11 protein-coding genes are annotated in these 16379 nt (G+C 60.4%); 7 read left to right on the top strand and 4 right to left on the bottom strand.

The window, feature by feature from the left end:
* Positions 1–110 precede the first annotated feature (110 nt).
* Entirely contained in the window at positions 111–989 is an 879-nt protein-coding gene (locus tag KVG91_RS12965) for a Tim44 domain-containing protein (RefSeq protein WP_169375314.1), read from the bottom strand.
* 210 nt (positions 990–1199) lie between these two features.
* A complete protein-coding gene (gene uvrD, locus KVG91_RS12960) occupies positions 1200–3383 on the bottom strand; it encodes a DNA helicase II (protein ID WP_169375315.1) in 2184 nt (727 codons plus the stop codon).
* A gap of 247 nt (positions 3384–3630) precedes the next feature.
* Between uvrD and KVG91_RS12955 the strand changes: the two genes are divergently transcribed.
* The 3 genes from KVG91_RS12955 to KVG91_RS27570 all read left to right on the top strand — a co-directional run bounded on the left by KVG91_RS12955 (position 3631) and on the right by KVG91_RS27570 (position 8020).
* Positions 3631–6504 carry an EAL domain-containing protein gene (locus KVG91_RS12955; RefSeq protein WP_169375316.1) on the top strand — a complete coding sequence of 958 codons (2874 nt, stop codon included), beginning with the start codon at positions 3631–3633 and terminating at the stop codon, positions 6502–6504.
* A gap of 162 nt (positions 6505–6666) precedes the next feature.
* Complete coding sequence (hexR, locus tag KVG91_RS12950) at positions 6667–7533, top strand: transcriptional regulator HexR (RefSeq protein WP_003187110.1); 867 nt, start codon at positions 6667–6669, stop codon at positions 7531–7533.
* Between the two features lie 289 nt (positions 7534–7822).
* Positions 7823–8020: a PA3496 family putative envelope integrity protein gene (locus tag KVG91_RS27570; RefSeq protein ID WP_076952108.1), complete on the top strand. Its 198-nt coding sequence runs from the start codon at positions 7823–7825 to the stop codon at positions 8018–8020.
* On the opposite strand, the gene KVG91_RS12945 is transcribed toward KVG91_RS27570, so the two are convergent.
* Positions 7950–8924, bottom strand: coding sequence for a LysR family transcriptional regulator (locus KVG91_RS12945; RefSeq protein ID WP_169376412.1), 975 nt, complete (start codon positions 8922–8924; stop codon positions 7950–7952). The two genes, KVG91_RS27570 and KVG91_RS12945, sit on opposite strands and share 71 nt — an antisense overlap.
* Positions 8925–9119: 195 nt before the next feature.
* On the opposite strand from KVG91_RS12945, the gene KVG91_RS12940 reads away from it, so the two are divergent.
* Positions 9120–10535, top strand: a complete 1416-nt coding sequence (locus KVG91_RS12940) for an acetyl-CoA carboxylase biotin carboxylase subunit (RefSeq protein ID WP_003213442.1) — start codon at positions 9120–9122, stop codon at positions 10533–10535.
* An 11-nt stretch (positions 10536–10546) separates the two neighbouring features.
* Entirely contained in the window at positions 10547–12355 is a 1809-nt protein-coding gene (oadA, locus tag KVG91_RS12935) for a sodium-extruding oxaloacetate decarboxylase subunit alpha (protein WP_169376411.1), read from the top strand.
* Positions 12356–13233: 878 nt separating this feature from the next.
* Here oadA and KVG91_RS12930 read toward each other — a convergent pair.
* Complete coding sequence (locus KVG91_RS12930) at positions 13234–14517, bottom strand: autotransporter outer membrane beta-barrel domain-containing protein (protein ID WP_169376410.1); 1284 nt, start codon at positions 14515–14517, stop codon at positions 13234–13236.
* A 268-nt stretch (positions 14518–14785) separates the two neighbouring features.
* On the opposite strand from KVG91_RS12930, the gene KVG91_RS12925 reads away from it, so the two are divergent.
* Both KVG91_RS12925 and KVG91_RS12920 read left to right on the top strand, forming a co-directional pair.
* Positions 14786–16111, top strand: a complete 1326-nt coding sequence (locus KVG91_RS12925) for a type II toxin-antitoxin system HipA family toxin (RefSeq protein ID WP_169376409.1) — start codon at positions 14786–14788, stop codon at positions 16109–16111.
* Positions 16108–16377: a helix-turn-helix domain-containing protein gene (locus KVG91_RS12920; RefSeq protein ID WP_169376408.1), complete on the top strand. Its 270-nt coding sequence runs from the start codon at positions 16108–16110 to the stop codon at positions 16375–16377. The genes KVG91_RS12925 and KVG91_RS12920 overlap by 4 nt, the downstream gene beginning before the upstream one ends.
* The last annotated feature ends 2 nt before the right edge of the window (positions 16378–16379 follow it).

Raw genomic sequence — 16379 nt, 5'->3', positions numbered from 1 at the left:
CGGTTCACAGGGGCGTTTTATACAGTAGCTCGCTATAAGTGCAACCGTGAAATAGAAAACCCCGGACAGGTCCGGGGTTTTTTGTAACTGCTTGCTCAAGCGCGCAGGGATCAGCCGTTCTGGCGGATACCGGCGACCAGCCAAGGCTGGTTGTCGCCTTGTGGACGTTCCATGTTCCAGCTTTCGCTGAACACTTCGCCCTGGTCAAAGCGCGAGGTCTTCGACACACCGCTGAACGTCAGGGTGGCGATGGTCTTGTCGGCGCGATCATCCACACCATCGAGCTGCACGCGCAGGTCATCGATATAGGTCGACTGGAAAGCATCGCCCAGGTCGGCGCGTTCGCGCTTGAGGAACTCCAGCAGTTGCGGGGTCACGAACTCGGCGATCTTGTCCATTTCATTGGCGTCCCAGTGCTGCTGCAGCGACTGGAAGTGGCTGCGGGCCGCTTCGATGAAACGCTCTTCGTTGAACCAGGCCGGCGCGTTGATCACCGGACGGGCGGCAGCAGGTGCCGCCGAACCGCCGAAGATCGAACCCATGGCTGGTTTCTGCTCGAACACTTCACGCTGCATCGGCGCGCCGGCTGGAGCCAGGTGCTCCTGCTGTTTGCGGCGACGGGCGGCGATAAAGCGGAAGATCACGAAGGCGATGACGGCAAGGATCAGGATGTCGAAGATCTGCATGCCCTGGAAGCCGCCGCCCATGAACATGGAAGCAAGCAGGCCGCCGGCGGCGATACCGGCCAGAGGGCCCAGCCAGCGCGAAGCACCGCCGGCCTTGGCAGCAGCACCGGCAGCACCGGCAGCACCGGCTGCGCCTGCGGTAGCCGCAGCACCGCCGGCACCGGCGGAGGGAGCCATTTGGCTGGTCTGGTGAGTCGGTGCCGCACCTGAACTTTTGCCGCCACCGAAGCGTTTGGCGTTGGCGTCGATGCTCATCGTCAGGCCGATGCACAACGCCATGGCGATGCTAAGAAAACGTTTCATAAAGGGAATTCCCATTTGTGGATTGCACGCGCGCCATGTTGCACAGGTGTAGTGAAAGTGGCTAGCGACATAATGTTTCGGGCTTTTGCGTAGGACTGATTCAGAGTGGTCTGTAGGACTTATTACACATATTGGCCCGCGCTCGTTAAAAACAAGGGCGGACCAATAACCTTCATGTAACGCCAGGTTTCCTCGACACAAACGATCAGGTCAGATTGCTTCGAGCTTCGCGTAACCCATCATCAGCCACTTGCTGCCTTCGGAGAAATTCACCTGCACCCGTGCCTGTGCGCCGGCGCCTTCGAAGTTGAGGATCACGCCTTCGCCGAACACCGAATGCCGGACCTGCTGCCCAAGGCTGAACTGGGTTTCCGGAATTTCAGAACCGGCAAACATGCTGCTGGAGTTCTGTTGCTGGCCACCCCCGAATGGACGGCTGACGCTGTTGGACAGGCGCACTTCCTGGATCAGGCCTTTCGGCACTTCCCGTACGAAGCGCGACACCTTGTTGTAGGTCTCGCTGCCGTACAGGCGTCGGGTTTCAGCGTAGGTCATCACCAGGTTCTGCATGGCGCGGGTAATGCCGACGTAGGCCAGGCGGCGTTCTTCCTCAAGACGGCCGGGTTCTTCCAGGCTCATCTTGTGGGGGAACAAGCCTTCTTCCATACCTACTAGGAACACATACGGGAATTCCAGGCCCTTGGCGCTGTGCAAGGTCATCAGTTGGATGCTGTCTTCATGTTCGTCAGCCTGGGCGTCTCCGGCCTCCAGCGAAGCATGGCCAAGGAAGGCGGCGAGCGGTGTGAGGTCCTCTTCGTTCTCGGTGTTTTCGAACGCGCGGGCGGCGCTCACCAATTCCTCAAGGTTTTCTACCCGGGCCTGGCCTTTCTCGCCTTTTTCCGCTTCATGGTAGGCGATCAGCCCGGACTGTTCGATCACGGTCTGGGTCATCAGGTGCAGCGGCATTTCGGCGCACTTGGCCGCCAGGTTCTCGATCAGCTCGACAAACACACCCAGCGCACCCGCCGCGCGGCCGGTCAGGCCTTTGTTGGCGATCAGCAGGCGCATGGCTTCCCACATCGACACATGGGCGTGGCGCGCGTGGTCGCGGATCGCTTCGACGGTCTTCTCGCCGATGCCGCGGGCGGGGATGTTGATCACCCGCTCCAGCGCGGCATCGTTGCCGCGGCCTTCCAGCAAGCGCAGGTAGGCCATGGCGTTCTTGATTTCCGCGCGCTCGAAGAAGCGCTGGCCGCCATAGATGCGGTAAGGGATGCGCTCGCGCAACAAGGCTTCTTCCAGTACCCGCGACTGGGCATTGGAACGGTACAGAATCGCGATGTCGCTACGCGCCAAGCCGGTCTTCAGCGCGCTTTCGATGGTTTCCACCACGTAGCGCGCTTCATCATGCTCGTTGAACGCGGCATACAGGTTGATCGCCTCACCTTCACCGCCGTCGGTCCACAATTCTTTGCCCAGGCGCCCGGTGTTGTTGGCGATCAGGGCGTTGGCGGCCTTGAGGATGCCGGCGGTGGAGCGGTAGTTCTGCTCGAGGCGGATGGTGACCGCGTCCGGGAAGTCTTCGGAATACTGGTAGATGTTCTCGATTTTCGCCCCGCGCCAGCCGTAGATCGACTGGTCGTCGTCGCCCACCACCATCAGGCTATCGCCTCCCTTGGCCAGCAGGCGCAACCAGGCGTACTGCACGGCGTTGGTGTCCTGGAACTCGTCCACCAGAATGTGCCGGAAGCGCTTCTGGTAATGGGCCAGCAAGCCAGGGTTGTCGCGCCACAGATCGAGGGCGCGCAGCAGCAGTTCCGAGAAGTCGATGACCCCGGCGCGCGCGCAGGCGGCCTCGTAGGCTTCATAAATGCTGCGCATGGTGGCCAGGAACAGGTCGCCGCTGGCCTGGATATGTTGAGGGCGCAGGCCTTCGTCTTTTTGGCCGTTGATAAACCATTGCGCCTGGCGCGCCGGCCAACGTTGCTCGTCCAGGCCCAGCTCGCGGATCACCCGCTTGACCAGGCGTTGCTGGTCATCGCTGTCGAGGATCTGGAAGGACTGCACCAGGCCCGCTTCCTGCCAGTGCGCTCGCAACAGGCGGTGCGCCAGGCCGTGGAAGGTACCCACCCACATGCCGGCCGGGCTGATGCCCATCAACTGCTCGATGCGGTGGCGCATCTCGGCGGCGGCCTTGTTGGTGAAGGTCACCGACAGGATGGAATGCGGGGACGCGTTTTCGACCTGGATCAACCAGGCGATACGGTGCACCAGCACTCGGGTTTTACCGGAGCCAGCACCGGCCAGGACCAATTGACGGCCAACGGGGGCCGCTACGGCCTGGCGTTGGGCATCGTTGAGGGAGTTCAGCAAAAGGGAGAGATCATCGCGCATCGGCGCATTCTATGGCCCACGGGGGAGTGGGGCAAACACCAATGCCGGGTAGCCGACCGAAAACAGGCGGGGTGATGACCGGTCGGTCAACGGCCACGGCCCCCGCAGTGTCTCGCTCAAGCCGTCTGGCCCCGGAGTTTGCGGGTCGTGACCGCGCAATTTTATGACGTGGAGCAGTTTGGCCCAAGCGCTTGCTTGTGTATGCTCCGTCGACGTTTCGGGCTCACCATTAATAAGAACACTGCCTATGACCCTCAGCACCGATCTGCTCGGCCACTCGACGGCGCCCGCGCAGGTTCTTCGCAAACACTACGCCACCGAGATGGCGGTCGAGCGCACGCGCTTGCTGTATCAGGGCTCGCTGCTGCCGACCCTGTTGATGCTGGTCAATGGCCTGGTTTGCGCCTGGCTGCTCTGGAATCCCAAGCAATACCTGCTGGACAGCATGTGGCTGGTCTGGCTGCTGGCCCTGGTGGCGATGCGCGTGATCCAGGTGGCGGCGTTCGATTCGGCCATGCCCAGCCGCCAGGCCCAGCCGGTGTGGCGACGCATGTTCATGCTCGGCTCGGCGGCCAGCGGCTTGACCCTGGCCACCGCCGCCATTGCCCTGGTGCCGGTGGACAGCTTCGTGCAACAGGCCTGGGTGTTCGGCCTGATTGGCGCGGCGACGCTGTCGGCCAGCGTCGCCTACGCCGTGAGCCTGCCGGCGTTCCTGTCTTTCGCCGTGCCGTGCCTGGTGCCGGCCATCATCTACCTGTTCTGGAGTGGCGACCCGCAGCAACGCGGCTGGGGCGTTTTAGGGCTGATCCTGCTCGCGTCCCTGAGCCTGGTAGCGTGGCAGGTCAATCGCCTGATCCAGCGCGGCCTGCTGCGCCGTTTCCAGAACCAGGCATTGATCGAGCATCTGCAGCAGGCGCAGCAGCGCAGCGAGCAGCTCAACCAGGAGCTGGTGCGCGAAGTCGAGCAGCGCCGCCACGTCGAACAGGAACTGCGCGAAGCCCAGATCGGCCTGCAGAACCGCGTGGCGCAGCGCAGCCAGGAGTTGGACGCCGCCAGCCTGGCGTTGAATAAAAGCGAAGCGCGCCTGGCCATGGCACTGCAGGCCAGTGAGTTGGGGCTGTGGGACTGGAACCTGCAAACCGACGAAGTCCATCACACCCAGCTCAAGGAGTTGTTTGGCCTGGAACCGGAATACGTCACGGCGATGCTCGGACACCTCAAGCCGCGCCTGCACCCCGACGACCTGCCGCTGCTCAAGCGCGCCTTGGTGGAGCACTTGAAGGGTCGCAGCGAGGACTATCAGGTCGAATACCGCGTGCGCCATGGCGATGGGCACTGGGTGTGGATCGAAGACCGTGGCCGCGCCGTGGAGCGCGCGCCCAGCGGGCGGGTCACGCGGATGCTGGGTACTCGCCGTGACATCAGCGCCAGCAAGGCCCTGGAGGAACAACAGCGTTTGGCGTCGACCGTATTTGAAGCGGCCAGCGAAGGCATTGTGATCCTTGACCCGAGCTACAAACTGATCGCGGTCAACCAGGCCTTCAGCCGTGTCACCGGTTTTGAAATCGACGACATGCTCGGGCGCAACGTGGTGGAGCTGCCCAGCAGCCGTGATGCCCGCCGCCACTTCCCGGTGATCCGCCAGGCCTTGCTCAGCCACGGTACCTGGCAGGGCGAGTTGGTGGAGACGCGCAAGAACGGCGAACTCTACCCGCAATGGCTGCAATTGAATGTAGTGCGCGATATTCGCGGAAAAGTCAGCCATATCGTGGGCTTCTTCGCCGATCTTTCGGCGCGGCGTGAATCCGAAGAGCGCATGCGCTACCTCACCCATTATGACGAGCTGACCGGGCTGGCCAACCGCTCCTTGTTCCGCGAACGGCTGCGCGAGGCCCACCAGCGTGTACGCCAGGGCGGGCGCAGCTTGGCGTTGCTGCATATCAACCTGGACCGCTTCAAACTGCTCAATGACAGCCTGGGCCACGAAGTTGCCGACCAGTTGCTGCAGAAAATGGCGCGGCGCTTGATCAATGCCCTGCCCGAGGCCGACACCATTGCACGCCTGTCCGGGGACGAATTCGCCGTGCTGTTCGACGCCTACGGCAACCTGTCGAGCCTGGCGCGGGTGGCGACGCGGTTGCTGGCCAAACTGCGTGTGCCGGTGACGGTAGAAGGGCATGAACTGGTGGTCAGTGCATCGATGGGCGTCAGCCTGTTGCCGGACAATGCGCGCGAAATTTCCGCGCTGGTCAGCCAATCGAACATGGCCATGCAGCACGCCAAACACCTGGGCGGCAACAATTTCCAGTTCTACACCGACAGTCTGCAAGCCAGCACCCTGGAGCGCTTGCAGCTGGAAAACCACCTGCGCAAGGCCATTGAAGAGCGCCAGCTCACGGTGTTCTATCAACCCAAATTGTGCCTGGCCACCGGCAAGTTGAACGCGGCTGAGGCTTTGATCCGCTGGGAGCATCCGCAGTGGGGCATGGTGCCGCCGGGGGACTTTATCGGCCTGGCCGAAGAGACCGGCCTGATCGTGCCACTGGGCGAGTTCGTGCTGCGCGAGGCCTGCCGCCAAGCCTGTGAATGGCAGCGCCAGGGGTTGGCGCCGATCCGGGTGTCGGTGAACCTGTCGGTGCATCAGTTGCGCCAGGGCAAGTTGGTCAGCCTGGTGCGTCAGGTGCTCGAAGAAACCGGGCTGGACCCGCAATACCTGGAGTTGGAGCTGACCGAAAGCCAATTGCTCGATAGCGTCGAGCACATCATCGCCACTTTCCAGCAACTGCGCGACTTGGGCGTGAAGCTGGCCATCGACGATTTTGGCACCGGTTATTCGTCCCTCAGCTACCTCAAGCGCATCCCCGTGGACTACGTGAAGATCGACCAGACCTTCATTCGCGGGCTTGGCCAGGGCCGTGAAGATGCCGCCATCACCCGAGCCATCATCGCCATGGCTCACGGCCTGGCGCTTAAGGTGGTGGCTGAAGGGGTGGAGGATCAGCAGCAGCTGGACTTCCTGCGTGCGGAGCGCTGCGACGAAGTGCAAGGCTATTTGATCAGCCGGCCGATAGAGGCGCAGGCGCTGGCAGATTTGTTACGGGAAAATGCAGATTTTCCTTAGTGATGGCGACACCGCCCCTGTGGCTACATGTGCGTCGCCCGCAGAGACAAAGGGGGAAAAGGGCGATTTAGTGACGCGCCGAACGGGCAAAACGGCAATTCTTGTAGTATAACTACAAAATTGCTACATCCTTGGCCCTGCCCATAACAAGAGTCCTGCCCTTTGAACTTGTTGCAACATATCGCCCAGTCGCGCCACCTGTTACGCAAATCGGAACTCAAGGTTGCCGATCACGTGCTGCTTGACCCTGCGGCTGTGATGCACAGTTCCATGGCCGACCTGGCCCATAGCGTAGGCATCAGCGAGCCGACCATCGTGCGCTTCTGCCGCGCTATCGGGTGCTCCGGATTCCAGGACTTGAAGCTCAAGCTGGCCCAAAGCCTGGCCGCCGGTGCCAGCTTCGGGCAATTCGCGATCCACGAAGACGACTCCGTCGCCGACTACAGCCTGAAAATCTTCGACACCACCCTGCACACCCTGATGGAAGTGCGCGAGAAGCTCGACCCGGTGGCATTGCAAAAGGCCGTGACGGCCATGTCCCAGGCCCAGCGTGTCGAGTTCTATGGTTTTGGTGCCTCCGGTGCCGTTGCCGCCGACGCCCAGCACAAATTCTTCCGGCTGCTGCTCACCGCAGCGGCCTACAGCGACCCGCACATGCAGGCCATGTCGGCGGTGACCTTGAAGCCCACCGACGTCGCCATTTGCATTTCGCAGTCGGGACGCTCCAAAGACCTGCTGATCACCGCCAACCTGGTGCGTGAGAGCGGCGCTTCGTTGATTACCCTATGCCCGAGCCAGACGCCGTTGGCGGAACTGTCCACCGTCAACCTGGCGATCGACGTGCACGAAGACACCGAGATCTACACGCCGCTGACCTCGCGTATTGCGCACCTGGTGGTCATCGACGTGCTGGCAATGGGCGTGGCCATGGCGCGCGGGCCGAGCCTGGTCAACCACCTCAAGAGCGTCAAACGCAGCTTGCGCAGCCTGCGGTTGTCGCCCAAGTCCGTCAAAGCCCTGGACGACTGATCCAACGCCACACTCGGTCCGTAGTGAGCGGGCTTGCCCCGCGCTGGGCTGCGGCCCCAAACCAGGCGACCGGATTCTACCTGAAGCTCGGCGATGCCTTTATTGGGGCGGCTTCGCCACCCAGCGCGGGGCAAGCCCGCTCACTACAGACCGCTATCGCAGGCAAGCCAGCTCCCACATGGATGTGTGTCAATTTCTCAAGATTCATCATCCTGTAACCCCCGCGCCGCCAAATCGTCATCCCCCTGGACCATCCTGAGCTCCCCGCACTCGCATTGGGAGACTCCAAATGGCCCGGCCCTACGAAGACAGCAACAGCACCGTAAAGACCCGTCGTCAGCAGGAAGACCAACGCCGCATGGCGTTCCGTCGCGCAATCGAAGACCGTTGCGAGGAGCGCCAACTGCTCCAGAGCATCAGTGACTACCCGGAACTGCATTGGCAGGCACCCGCGGCTGCCCAGCGAAGCGCTCAGCCAGGGCGCTGATCTGTACGCGTTCGCTGCGAATAAAGCCCAGGAACGCATGGGCCACCGGTGACAGGCGCTTGGCCTTGGCCTGCACCAGGCACCAACTGCGGTACAGCGGCAGCTCTTCCACCGGCAGCTCCTTGAGCCCGCCGGTGGCCAACTCCATGTTGACCGCATGCCGCGTCAACAGGGCCACACCCAGCCCTGCGCAGACGCATTCACGTTGCGCTTCGGCCGAAGCCACTTCCACCGTCTGGGTGAAGTGCACCCGTTTCTCCTTGAAATACTCCTCGCACGCCAGCCGCGTACCGGAACCCGGTTCGCGCGCCAGCAGTGTGTAAGGCTCCAGGTCCTGCAGGCGCAGCGGGCCTTGCAGGCTCAAGGGGTGGTCGGGTGGCGCGACGGCGACAATCGGGTTATTGAGGAACGGCAGGAATTCCAGCCCCATGTCCTGAGGCACCATGGACATGATCACCAGGTCGTCACGGTTGTCCGAAAGCCGGCGGATCACCTGGGCGCGGTTCACCACCGTGAGGTGCAACTGCACGTCCGGATGCTGGCGCTTGAATGCGGCGAACAGGTGCGGCACGAAGTACTTGGCGCTGGATTCAATCGCCAGTTTCAACTGGCCTTGCAGCGAGCCCTGCATGTCCGAAAGCTGCATGTCGAGGTTTTCCAGGCGCCCGAAAATATCCCGACTGGCCCGTTGCAAGGCCTCGGCGGCCTCGGTCATGTAGAGTTTTTTGCCGACATAATCGAACAACGGCTGGCCGATCAGTTCTTCGAGCTGACGAATTTGCAGGCTGACGGCCGGTTGCGTGAGGGACATTTCCTCGGCGGCGCGGCTGTACGAGCGCAAATCACACACTTCATGAAAGATCTGCAGCTGACGCAATGTCAGTCGCATCAATGACTTACGCATATATCAACCCCTCTCGTCCCAAACCGCCCGGCCAACTATAAGTCTTTACTTATGCACGACCCAATAATTATTGATTTTTGTTAATCCCTCTGCGGGCTTAGTGTGTGTCTTGCGACTGTCATGAAACATTTGGTCACGCGCCGACCCGGCTCCAGCGGGTCGAAGACGCAGCAATCGGCTCAAGGGAATTTCCAAGTGATAAAAAAGATCCTGATCGCCAACCGTGGTGAAATTGCCGTACGAATCGTGCGCGCCTGCGCCGAGATGGGCATTCGCTCGGTCGCGGTCTACTCCGACGCCGACCGCCACGCGTTGCACGTCAAACGTGCCGACGAAGCCCACAGCATTGGTGCCGAGCCACTGGCCGGTTATCTGAACCCGCGCAAGCTGGTGAACCTGGCCGTGGAAACCGGGTGTGATGCGCTGCACCCAGGCTACGGCTTCCTGTCGGAAAACGCGGAACTTGCGGACATCTGCGCCGAACGCGGGATCAAGTTCATTGGCCCGTCCGCTGAAGTGATCCGCCGCATGGGCGACAAGACCGAAGCGCGCCGCAGCATGATCAAGGCCGGTGTTCCGGTCACGCCAGGCACCGAGGGCAACGTCGCCGACATCGCCGAAGCCCTGACCGAAGGCGACCGCATAGGTTACCCGGTGATGCTCAAAGCCACTTCCGGCGGTGGCGGTCGCGGTATCCGTCGTTGCAACAGCCGTGAAGAACTTGAACAAGCCTTCCCTCGGGTGATTTCCGAAGCCACCAAGGCCTTCGGTTCGGCGGAGGTGTTCCTGGAAAAATGCATCGTCAATCCCAAGCACATCGAAGCGCAGATCCTCGGTGACAGCTTTGGCAACGTGGTGCACCTGTTCGAGCGCGATTGCTCGATCCAGCGCCGCAACCAGAAGCTCATCGAAATCGCCCCGAGCCCCCAGCTCACCCCTGAACAGCGCGCCTACATCGGCGACCTGTCGGTGCGCGCGGCCAAGGCCGTGGGCTACGAGAACGCCGGCACCGTGGAGTTCCTGCTCGCCGAGGGCGAGGTGTACTTCATGGAGATGAACACCCGCGTGCAGGTGGAACACACCATCACTGAAGAAATCACCGGGATCGATATCGTACGTGAGCAGATCCGCATCGCTTCGGGCCTGCCGCTGTCGGTGAAACAGGAAGACATCCAGCACCGCGGTTTCGCGTTGCAGTTCCGTATCAACGCCGAAGACCCGAAGAACAACTTCCTGCCCAGTTTCGGCAAGATCACCCGTTACTACGCACCCGGCGGCCCTGGTGTGCGGACCGACACGGCGATCTATACCGGCTACACCATCCCGCCGTTCTACGACTCCATGTGCCTGAAACTGGTGGTGTGGGCGTTGACCTGGGAAGAGGCCATGGACCGCGGCCTGCGTGCCCTGGACGACATGCGCCTGCAAGGCGTGAAGACCACCGCCGCCTATTACCAGGAAATCCTGCGCAACCCGGAATTCCGCAGCGGCCAATTTAATACAAGCTTCGTTGAAAGCCACCCTGAGCTGACCAACTACTCGATCAAGCGCAAACCCGAAGAGCTGGCCCTGGCCATCGCCGCCGCCATCGCCGCCCACGCAGGCCTGTGAGGAATACAACAATGTCCAAGAAGATTTTCGTAACCGACACCATCCTGCGCGACGCTCACCAATCGCTGCTCGCGACCCGCATGCGCACCGACGACATGCTGCCGATCTGCGACAAGCTCGACAAAGTGGGCTACTGGTCCCTTGAAGTCTGGGGCGGCGCGACCTTCGATGCCTGCGTACGTTTCCTGAAAGAAGACCCGTGGGAGCGCCTGCGCCAACTGCGCGCCGCGTTGCCCAACACGCGCCTGCAAATGTTGCTGCGCGGCCAGAACCTGCTGGGCTACCGCCATTACAGCGACGATGTGGTCAAAGCCTTCGTCGCCAAGGCCGCTGTGAATGGCATCGACGTATTCCGCATTTTCGACGCCATGAACGACGTGCGTAACCTGCGTGTTGCCATCGAAGCGGTGAAAGCCGCGGGCAAACACGCCCAGGGCACCATCGCCTACACCACCAGCCCGGTGCACACGGTCGAAGCGTTTGTGGCCCAAGCCAAGCAGCTGGAGTCCATGGGCTGCGACTCGATCGCGATCAAGGACATGGCCGGCCTATTAACACCGTACGCCACCGGCGAACTGGTCAAGGCACTCAAAGCCGAGCAGAACCTGCCGATCTTTATCCACTCCCACGACACCGCTGGCCTGGCCGCGATGTGCCAACTCAAGGCCATCGAAAACGGTGCCGACCACATCGACACCGCCATCTCCAGCTTCGCCTGGGGCACCAGCCACCCGGGGACGGAGTCGATGGTTGCCGCGCTCAAAGGCAGCGAATTCGACACCGGCCTCAGCCTAGAACTGCTGCAGGAGATCGGCCTGTACTTCTACGCGGTGCGTAAGAAGTATCACCAGTTCGAGAGCGAATTCACCGCCGTCGACACCCGCGTGCAGGTCAACCAGGTGCCGGGCGGGATGATTTCCAACCTGGCCAACCAGCTCAAAGAGCAGGGCGCGCTCAACCGCATGAGCGAAGTGCTGGCCGAAATCCCGCGTGTGCGTGAAGACCTTGGCTTCCCACCGCTGGTGACGCCGACGTCGCAGATCGTCGGTACCCAGGCGTTCTTCAACGTGCTGGCCGGTGAGCGCTACAAGACCATCACCAACGAAGTGAAACTCTACCTGCAAGGTGGCTACGGCAAGGCGCCGGGCACCGTTAACGAGAAGTTGCGTCGCCAGGCCATCGGCAGCGAAGAGGTCATCGACGTGCGCCCGGCCGATTTGCTCAAGCCGGAAATGACCAAGCTGCGCGGTGAAATCGGCGCGTTGGCCAAGTCCGAAGAAGACGTGCTGACCTATGCCATGTTCCCGGACATCGGCCGCAAGTTCCTCGAAGAACGCGACGCCGGCACCCTGGCGCCGGAAGTGCTGCTGCCGATTCCAGAAGCTGGCGGCGTGGCGCGCGCCAGTGGCGAAGGCGTACCGACCGAGTTCGTCATTGACGTGCACGGCGAAAGCTACCGCGTGGACATCACCGGCGTCGGCGTGAAAGCCGAAGGCAAGCGCCACTTCTACTTGTCCATCGACGGCATGCCGGAAGAAGTGGTGTTCGAACCGCTCAACGAGTTTGTCAGCGGCGGCAGCAGCAAGCGCAAGCAGGCCACCGAGCCGGGTCACGTCAGCACGGCCATGCCGGGCAATATCGTCGACGTGCTGGTCAAGGAAGGTGACGTGGTCAAGGCCGGTCAGGCCGTGCTGATCACCGAAGCCATGAAGATGGAAACCGAAGTGCAGGCAGCCATTGCCGGCAAGGTGACCGCTGTTCATGTGGCCAAGGGCGACCGGGTGAATCCGGGTGAAATCCTGATTGAAATCGAAGGCTGATACAGCCTTCGATACCAGCGTTTAATCCTCGGGGGGGCAGGTGCTCCCCTTTTTTTTCGCCTGATCAAACCTACGGGAGAGCAAACGCACGCGTATTTTTATTATTTGTAATATTCAAAATAGATATAAAGGCCTGTCATTTATTACAGGTGTGTGGGGGAGTGTAGAAAACTATTATTCCCAATGTGAAATAAAAAACTCACATAGGGAGTACCAAAGATGAATATGTCGTTTTCTGGAAAAGTTGAAATATTATGTGTCGCGATTTCAGCCTTGGCTACAAGCGCAAGCGCTGTTGCCGTCGCCTCAAACGATCCTTTGTGCTATTACAATCCTCCAATGTATAAGGATGGCTTATATATTCGAGAGAAGCCAATTCATATTGATGTTCAACGATCTAACCCGATACCCGCAGGTGGCCAATTCACCATGGATTTAACTAGGTCAAAGGTACCCAGCGGGCAGATGAGCACTCCCGCTCCCGTTATGCATGCGGATTTCATACAAATTTCTTCAACGGCCCATACTTTCACATACACAGTTCCAGATAGATCGGCTGATTTCAGTGGGAGCGTAAGAATAATTGACACTTACTGTGGATTTTCGCAACGTATCAATCTCACTCTTCCGGTCAGAAAATAAAGTTTATGTCTCAGAGTCAGTCGCACGAAATGTTATCGTGCGACTGATGCTAGGGCAGTAATTTTGCTGCTTTGGTTTCTATCGCAATGCTGTGTATGGGTAAATTATAGGCCTTGCTCGACTGTTATCGGGTGGGGGAACTTTTATTAAATAGAACTTTGTGGTGTTAGTCTTGGTAGTTTATTTTTACAGGTTTTGTATTCGGGTTGTGTGGTTCTTTTTTGCCCCGGATTTCGTCAAAAATGCATCCGCCATTGTGCCATCAGGCCTTGGTTGCTGCTGTGAGTGCCGTTCTCGGCGCTATAACCCAGGCCAACGGTGTGATTGGCCGAAAGTGTCAGATCCAGCCCGGCCTGCAGGTTGAGGCTGTTGCGGTCAAGCGACGCGCCCTGGATGGTGAACCCCTCGATGCCGCCCTGGCGAAAGGACTGGCGCACTTGGCTGTCGATATCGCCATACAGGTGTTTCCAGCTCGTGCTCAGGTGGGGCGTGAGGGTCATCCGGTTGTCGAACCGAAACGGTTTGGCCAGGCGCAGGCCAACGGTGCTGCTCAGGTTTTGCTGGGTTTGCGCATCGACGTTCAGCGCGCCAGGCCCGCCTTGCTCCTTGAAGCTGTCACGGCTGTAGCGTTGGTAGCCAAGCCCGGCAAAGGGCTCGATGCTGATGTCGGCATCGCCCAGTTGGTAACCCGCCTCGCCGAAGACAGTCTGGCTGTTGGCGTCGTGGCGGCCCTTGAACGCATCCTTGTAACCCAGGATGTCGACCTTGCGTTGAGTCTGGCCGGCATGGCTGCTGTAGATCGCCCCCAGACGCAAAGCCAGCGGGCCGTCCTGACGCACGGCGTAACCGCCCAGGTGCCAGCTGTCCAGGTCGGCGCGAAAGCGTTGCGCATCCAGGCGGCTGCTGGATTTTGCACCCAGCACACCGACTCGCCAGGCGTGATCAACTGCCCAATCGGCGCCCAACAGCACGCCTTGGTTGGCCGTATCCACGCCGGCAGTACCGCCCTGACTGTCGAGGCCGCCTTCGCTGCCGAGGTTTTTTACCCAAAAGTGGCCGTCGGTGTCGGTGGGCAATTCGCGCAGCGTCGAAAGCACTCGGTTGCCGAGTTGCTGGGTGGTGCTCTGGGTAGCCGCCGCGAGGCTCGCGTTCTGGCTGCCGGCCAGTTGCTCAAGGGCCGCACCGAACGCGCCCGGCTTTTGCGCGAGTTCAGCGTTGAATTTTTCAAGGGCCTTGATCTGTTCCGAACTCAACTTGCCCGACTGCAACAGGCGAGTCAGCGCGGGATCCAGCACTTTCGCCACCTGCCGGCCGTTGTGGGTGGTGGCTTGCCCGAGCAAATAGCCGTCGAGGGCTGGGTTTTTCACTTCGGGAATATCGTAGTACTCAAAAGGCAGCGCGTCGTAGGGCTGATACCAGTACGGCGTGTACTCGATATCCCCACGCGCGTGTGCATGTTGAAGGCTGGCGGCGGCTAAAAGGCCGATGGCAAATACGATTCTGCTGGGGGTAATGGGCATGAATTCCCGACCTCTTGTGGATGAGGGCGGGAATTTAACGAGGTGAGGCGGGGATAACTGTCAGGCCGTAGACTTCCGATTTGCGGGAGTTGTCTCTATATCGAGGCTTGATGGACGTTTATGCATTTTATTGCGTAAAAAAACGACCATACGGCGCTCATGTGCATTTTAATGCAGTCATGAGGGTGCTTAACGGCTTTATCTGCACTATATTGCGTTAACTCATCTCTTGTATGTCGCGTAAACGCATTAAATTGCAGGTGCACTCATGCTCAAGCTGACCCTACAACTCTTCACCGAAGGAAAATGGCAGGACGCCATGCTGCTGACCTTTGATACCCCGCAAGAGGGCTTCGAAAGTCGCTGCAGCTTTGGTTATGACCAACGCTATCTGGTGGACCACCTCGATGACCTCGCCACGCCTTTTGTAAAATCCGTGAGTGTCAGGTTTCCTTTGCTGTGGGAGGCGTGCCGAACGCAGGGTGCCCCGGCTTTTCTTCATGACATCGCACCGGCAGGGGCCGCCAAGCGTTTTCTGCTGGCACATCTTGGTCAGGACAAACCGGACGACATCAGCGCAGACCTTTTCTTACTCATGCGCAGCACACCTGCGCCTATCGGTCATATGCGCATCAAAGAGTCGGTTGCCGCGATGGACAGTCGCCCACCCATGGGCTTTACGCGTCAGGAGGTCATCCAGCGCGATAATCGTTTTCTCGAATACGCCTATGAGCAGGGGGCGGCCATCGGTGGCGCCACGGGTGCCGGGGGCGAAGCACCGAAGCTGCTGCTGACCGAAAACCAGCAAGGCCTGCTGTTCCCGGATGCCGTGCTCGATGACGAACACGTCCGGCAGCACTGGTTCGTGAAGTTCGCTCGCAACAAAGGCACGCAGCTTGACCAGGACATTCTGCGCAGCGAATACCACTACTACCAGGCCCTGCAGACACTGGGCATCGACACGGTCGCGGCGCAAGGACTGGCTTTGGAAGAGGCCAGCAAGCCGAGCCTGTGGATGCAGCGTTTTGACAGGCACGTTGGCCGCGAAGGCGTCGAGCGTTATGCCGTGGAATCCATCTACTCAATGGCTGGCGTGACTGTCCCTGGAAGTGCCATGGGGCATCGTGCGGTTATCGAGCAGTTGGTGAGGTTATGGCAGGAGGCAGGACAAGCACCTGACGTGCCGGCGCTGGTCGCGGAGTACCTCAAGCGTGACCTGTTGAACAAGGTCCTGGGCAACTCGGACAACCACGGGCGCAATACCTCGATTATTCGTCAAACCAACGCCTTGCGCCTGGCCCCGATCTACGACCTGGCGCCCATGGTGATGGATGACGAAGGCATCACCCGCACCACGAAGTGGCCCAGGGAACTTGAACGTGCGGGCGAAGTGGACTGGCGCGGCGTATGTGATTTGCTGAGCGATCTGGTCGACAGTCAGGCCCTCTACGAAGGGCTCAGGGACGCCGCGCAGCAGCTTTCAGCGTTACCCGACATCCTCAGCACCAGCGGCTTGCCTGCCGTGACGATGAATCACCCCGGCATAGCATTGAAAAACCTGCCGCAACGCCTGAAAGACTGGGGATTGAAATGAGCCTGACCCTTGAAGAGCGCACCCAACTGATCGACAGCATCCAGGCCGCATTGGCCGACGGCACGCTGGATATCGCCGCCGCGGTGCGGCGTCTGCGCACCGAGGTCACCGGCCTCCAACAAATCCAGTTCGCCAGGATGTGCAAAATTTCCGTGCGCACCCTGGTGCATATCGAACATGGCGAGGGCAATCAGACCTTGAAGTCGCTCAATGCCGTGTTCAAACCGTTCGGCATGCAAATGGGCGTCGTCAAGCTGCGCCGCTGAAC

Origin of the sequence: Pseudomonas azadiae (assembly GCF_019145355.1) — a bacterium.
Lineage (GTDB): Bacteria > Pseudomonadota > Gammaproteobacteria > Pseudomonadales > Pseudomonadaceae > Aquipseudomonas > Aquipseudomonas azadiae.
Note: the sequence above shows the minus strand (reverse complement) of the source record. Positions and strands in the feature narration are given on the sequence as shown.

What these genes read in the sequence shown, in the direction of transcription:
- KVG91_RS12965 (WP_169375314.1), bottom strand. Translation starts at nt 989, where the DNA reads ATGAAACGTTTTCTTAGCATCGCCATGGCGTTGTGCATCGGCCTGACG.
- uvrD (WP_169375315.1), bottom strand. Translation starts at nt 3,383, where the DNA reads ATGCGCGATGATCTCTCCCTTTTGCTGAACTCCCTCAACGATGCCCAA.
- KVG91_RS12955 (WP_169375316.1), top strand. Translation starts at nt 3,631, where the DNA reads ATGACCCTCAGCACCGATCTGCTCGGCCACTCGACGGCGCCCGCGCAG.
- KVG91_RS27570 (WP_076952108.1), top strand. Translation starts at nt 7,823, where the DNA reads ATGGCCCGGCCCTACGAAGACAGCAACAGCACCGTAAAGACCCGTCGT.
- KVG91_RS12945 (WP_169376412.1), bottom strand. Translation starts at nt 8,924, where the DNA reads ATGCGTAAGTCATTGATGCGACTGACATTGCGTCAGCTGCAGATCTTT.
- oadA (WP_169376411.1), top strand. Translation starts at nt 10,547, where the DNA reads ATGTCCAAGAAGATTTTCGTAACCGACACCATCCTGCGCGACGCTCAC.
- KVG91_RS12930 (WP_169376410.1), bottom strand. Translation starts at nt 14,517, where the DNA reads ATGCCCATTACCCCCAGCAGAATCGTATTTGCCATCGGCCTTTTAGCC.
- KVG91_RS12925 (WP_169376409.1), top strand. Translation starts at nt 14,786, where the DNA reads ATGCTCAAGCTGACCCTACAACTCTTCACCGAAGGAAAATGGCAGGAC.
- KVG91_RS12920 (WP_169376408.1), top strand. Translation starts at nt 16,108, where the DNA reads ATGAGCCTGACCCTTGAAGAGCGCACCCAACTGATCGACAGCATCCAG.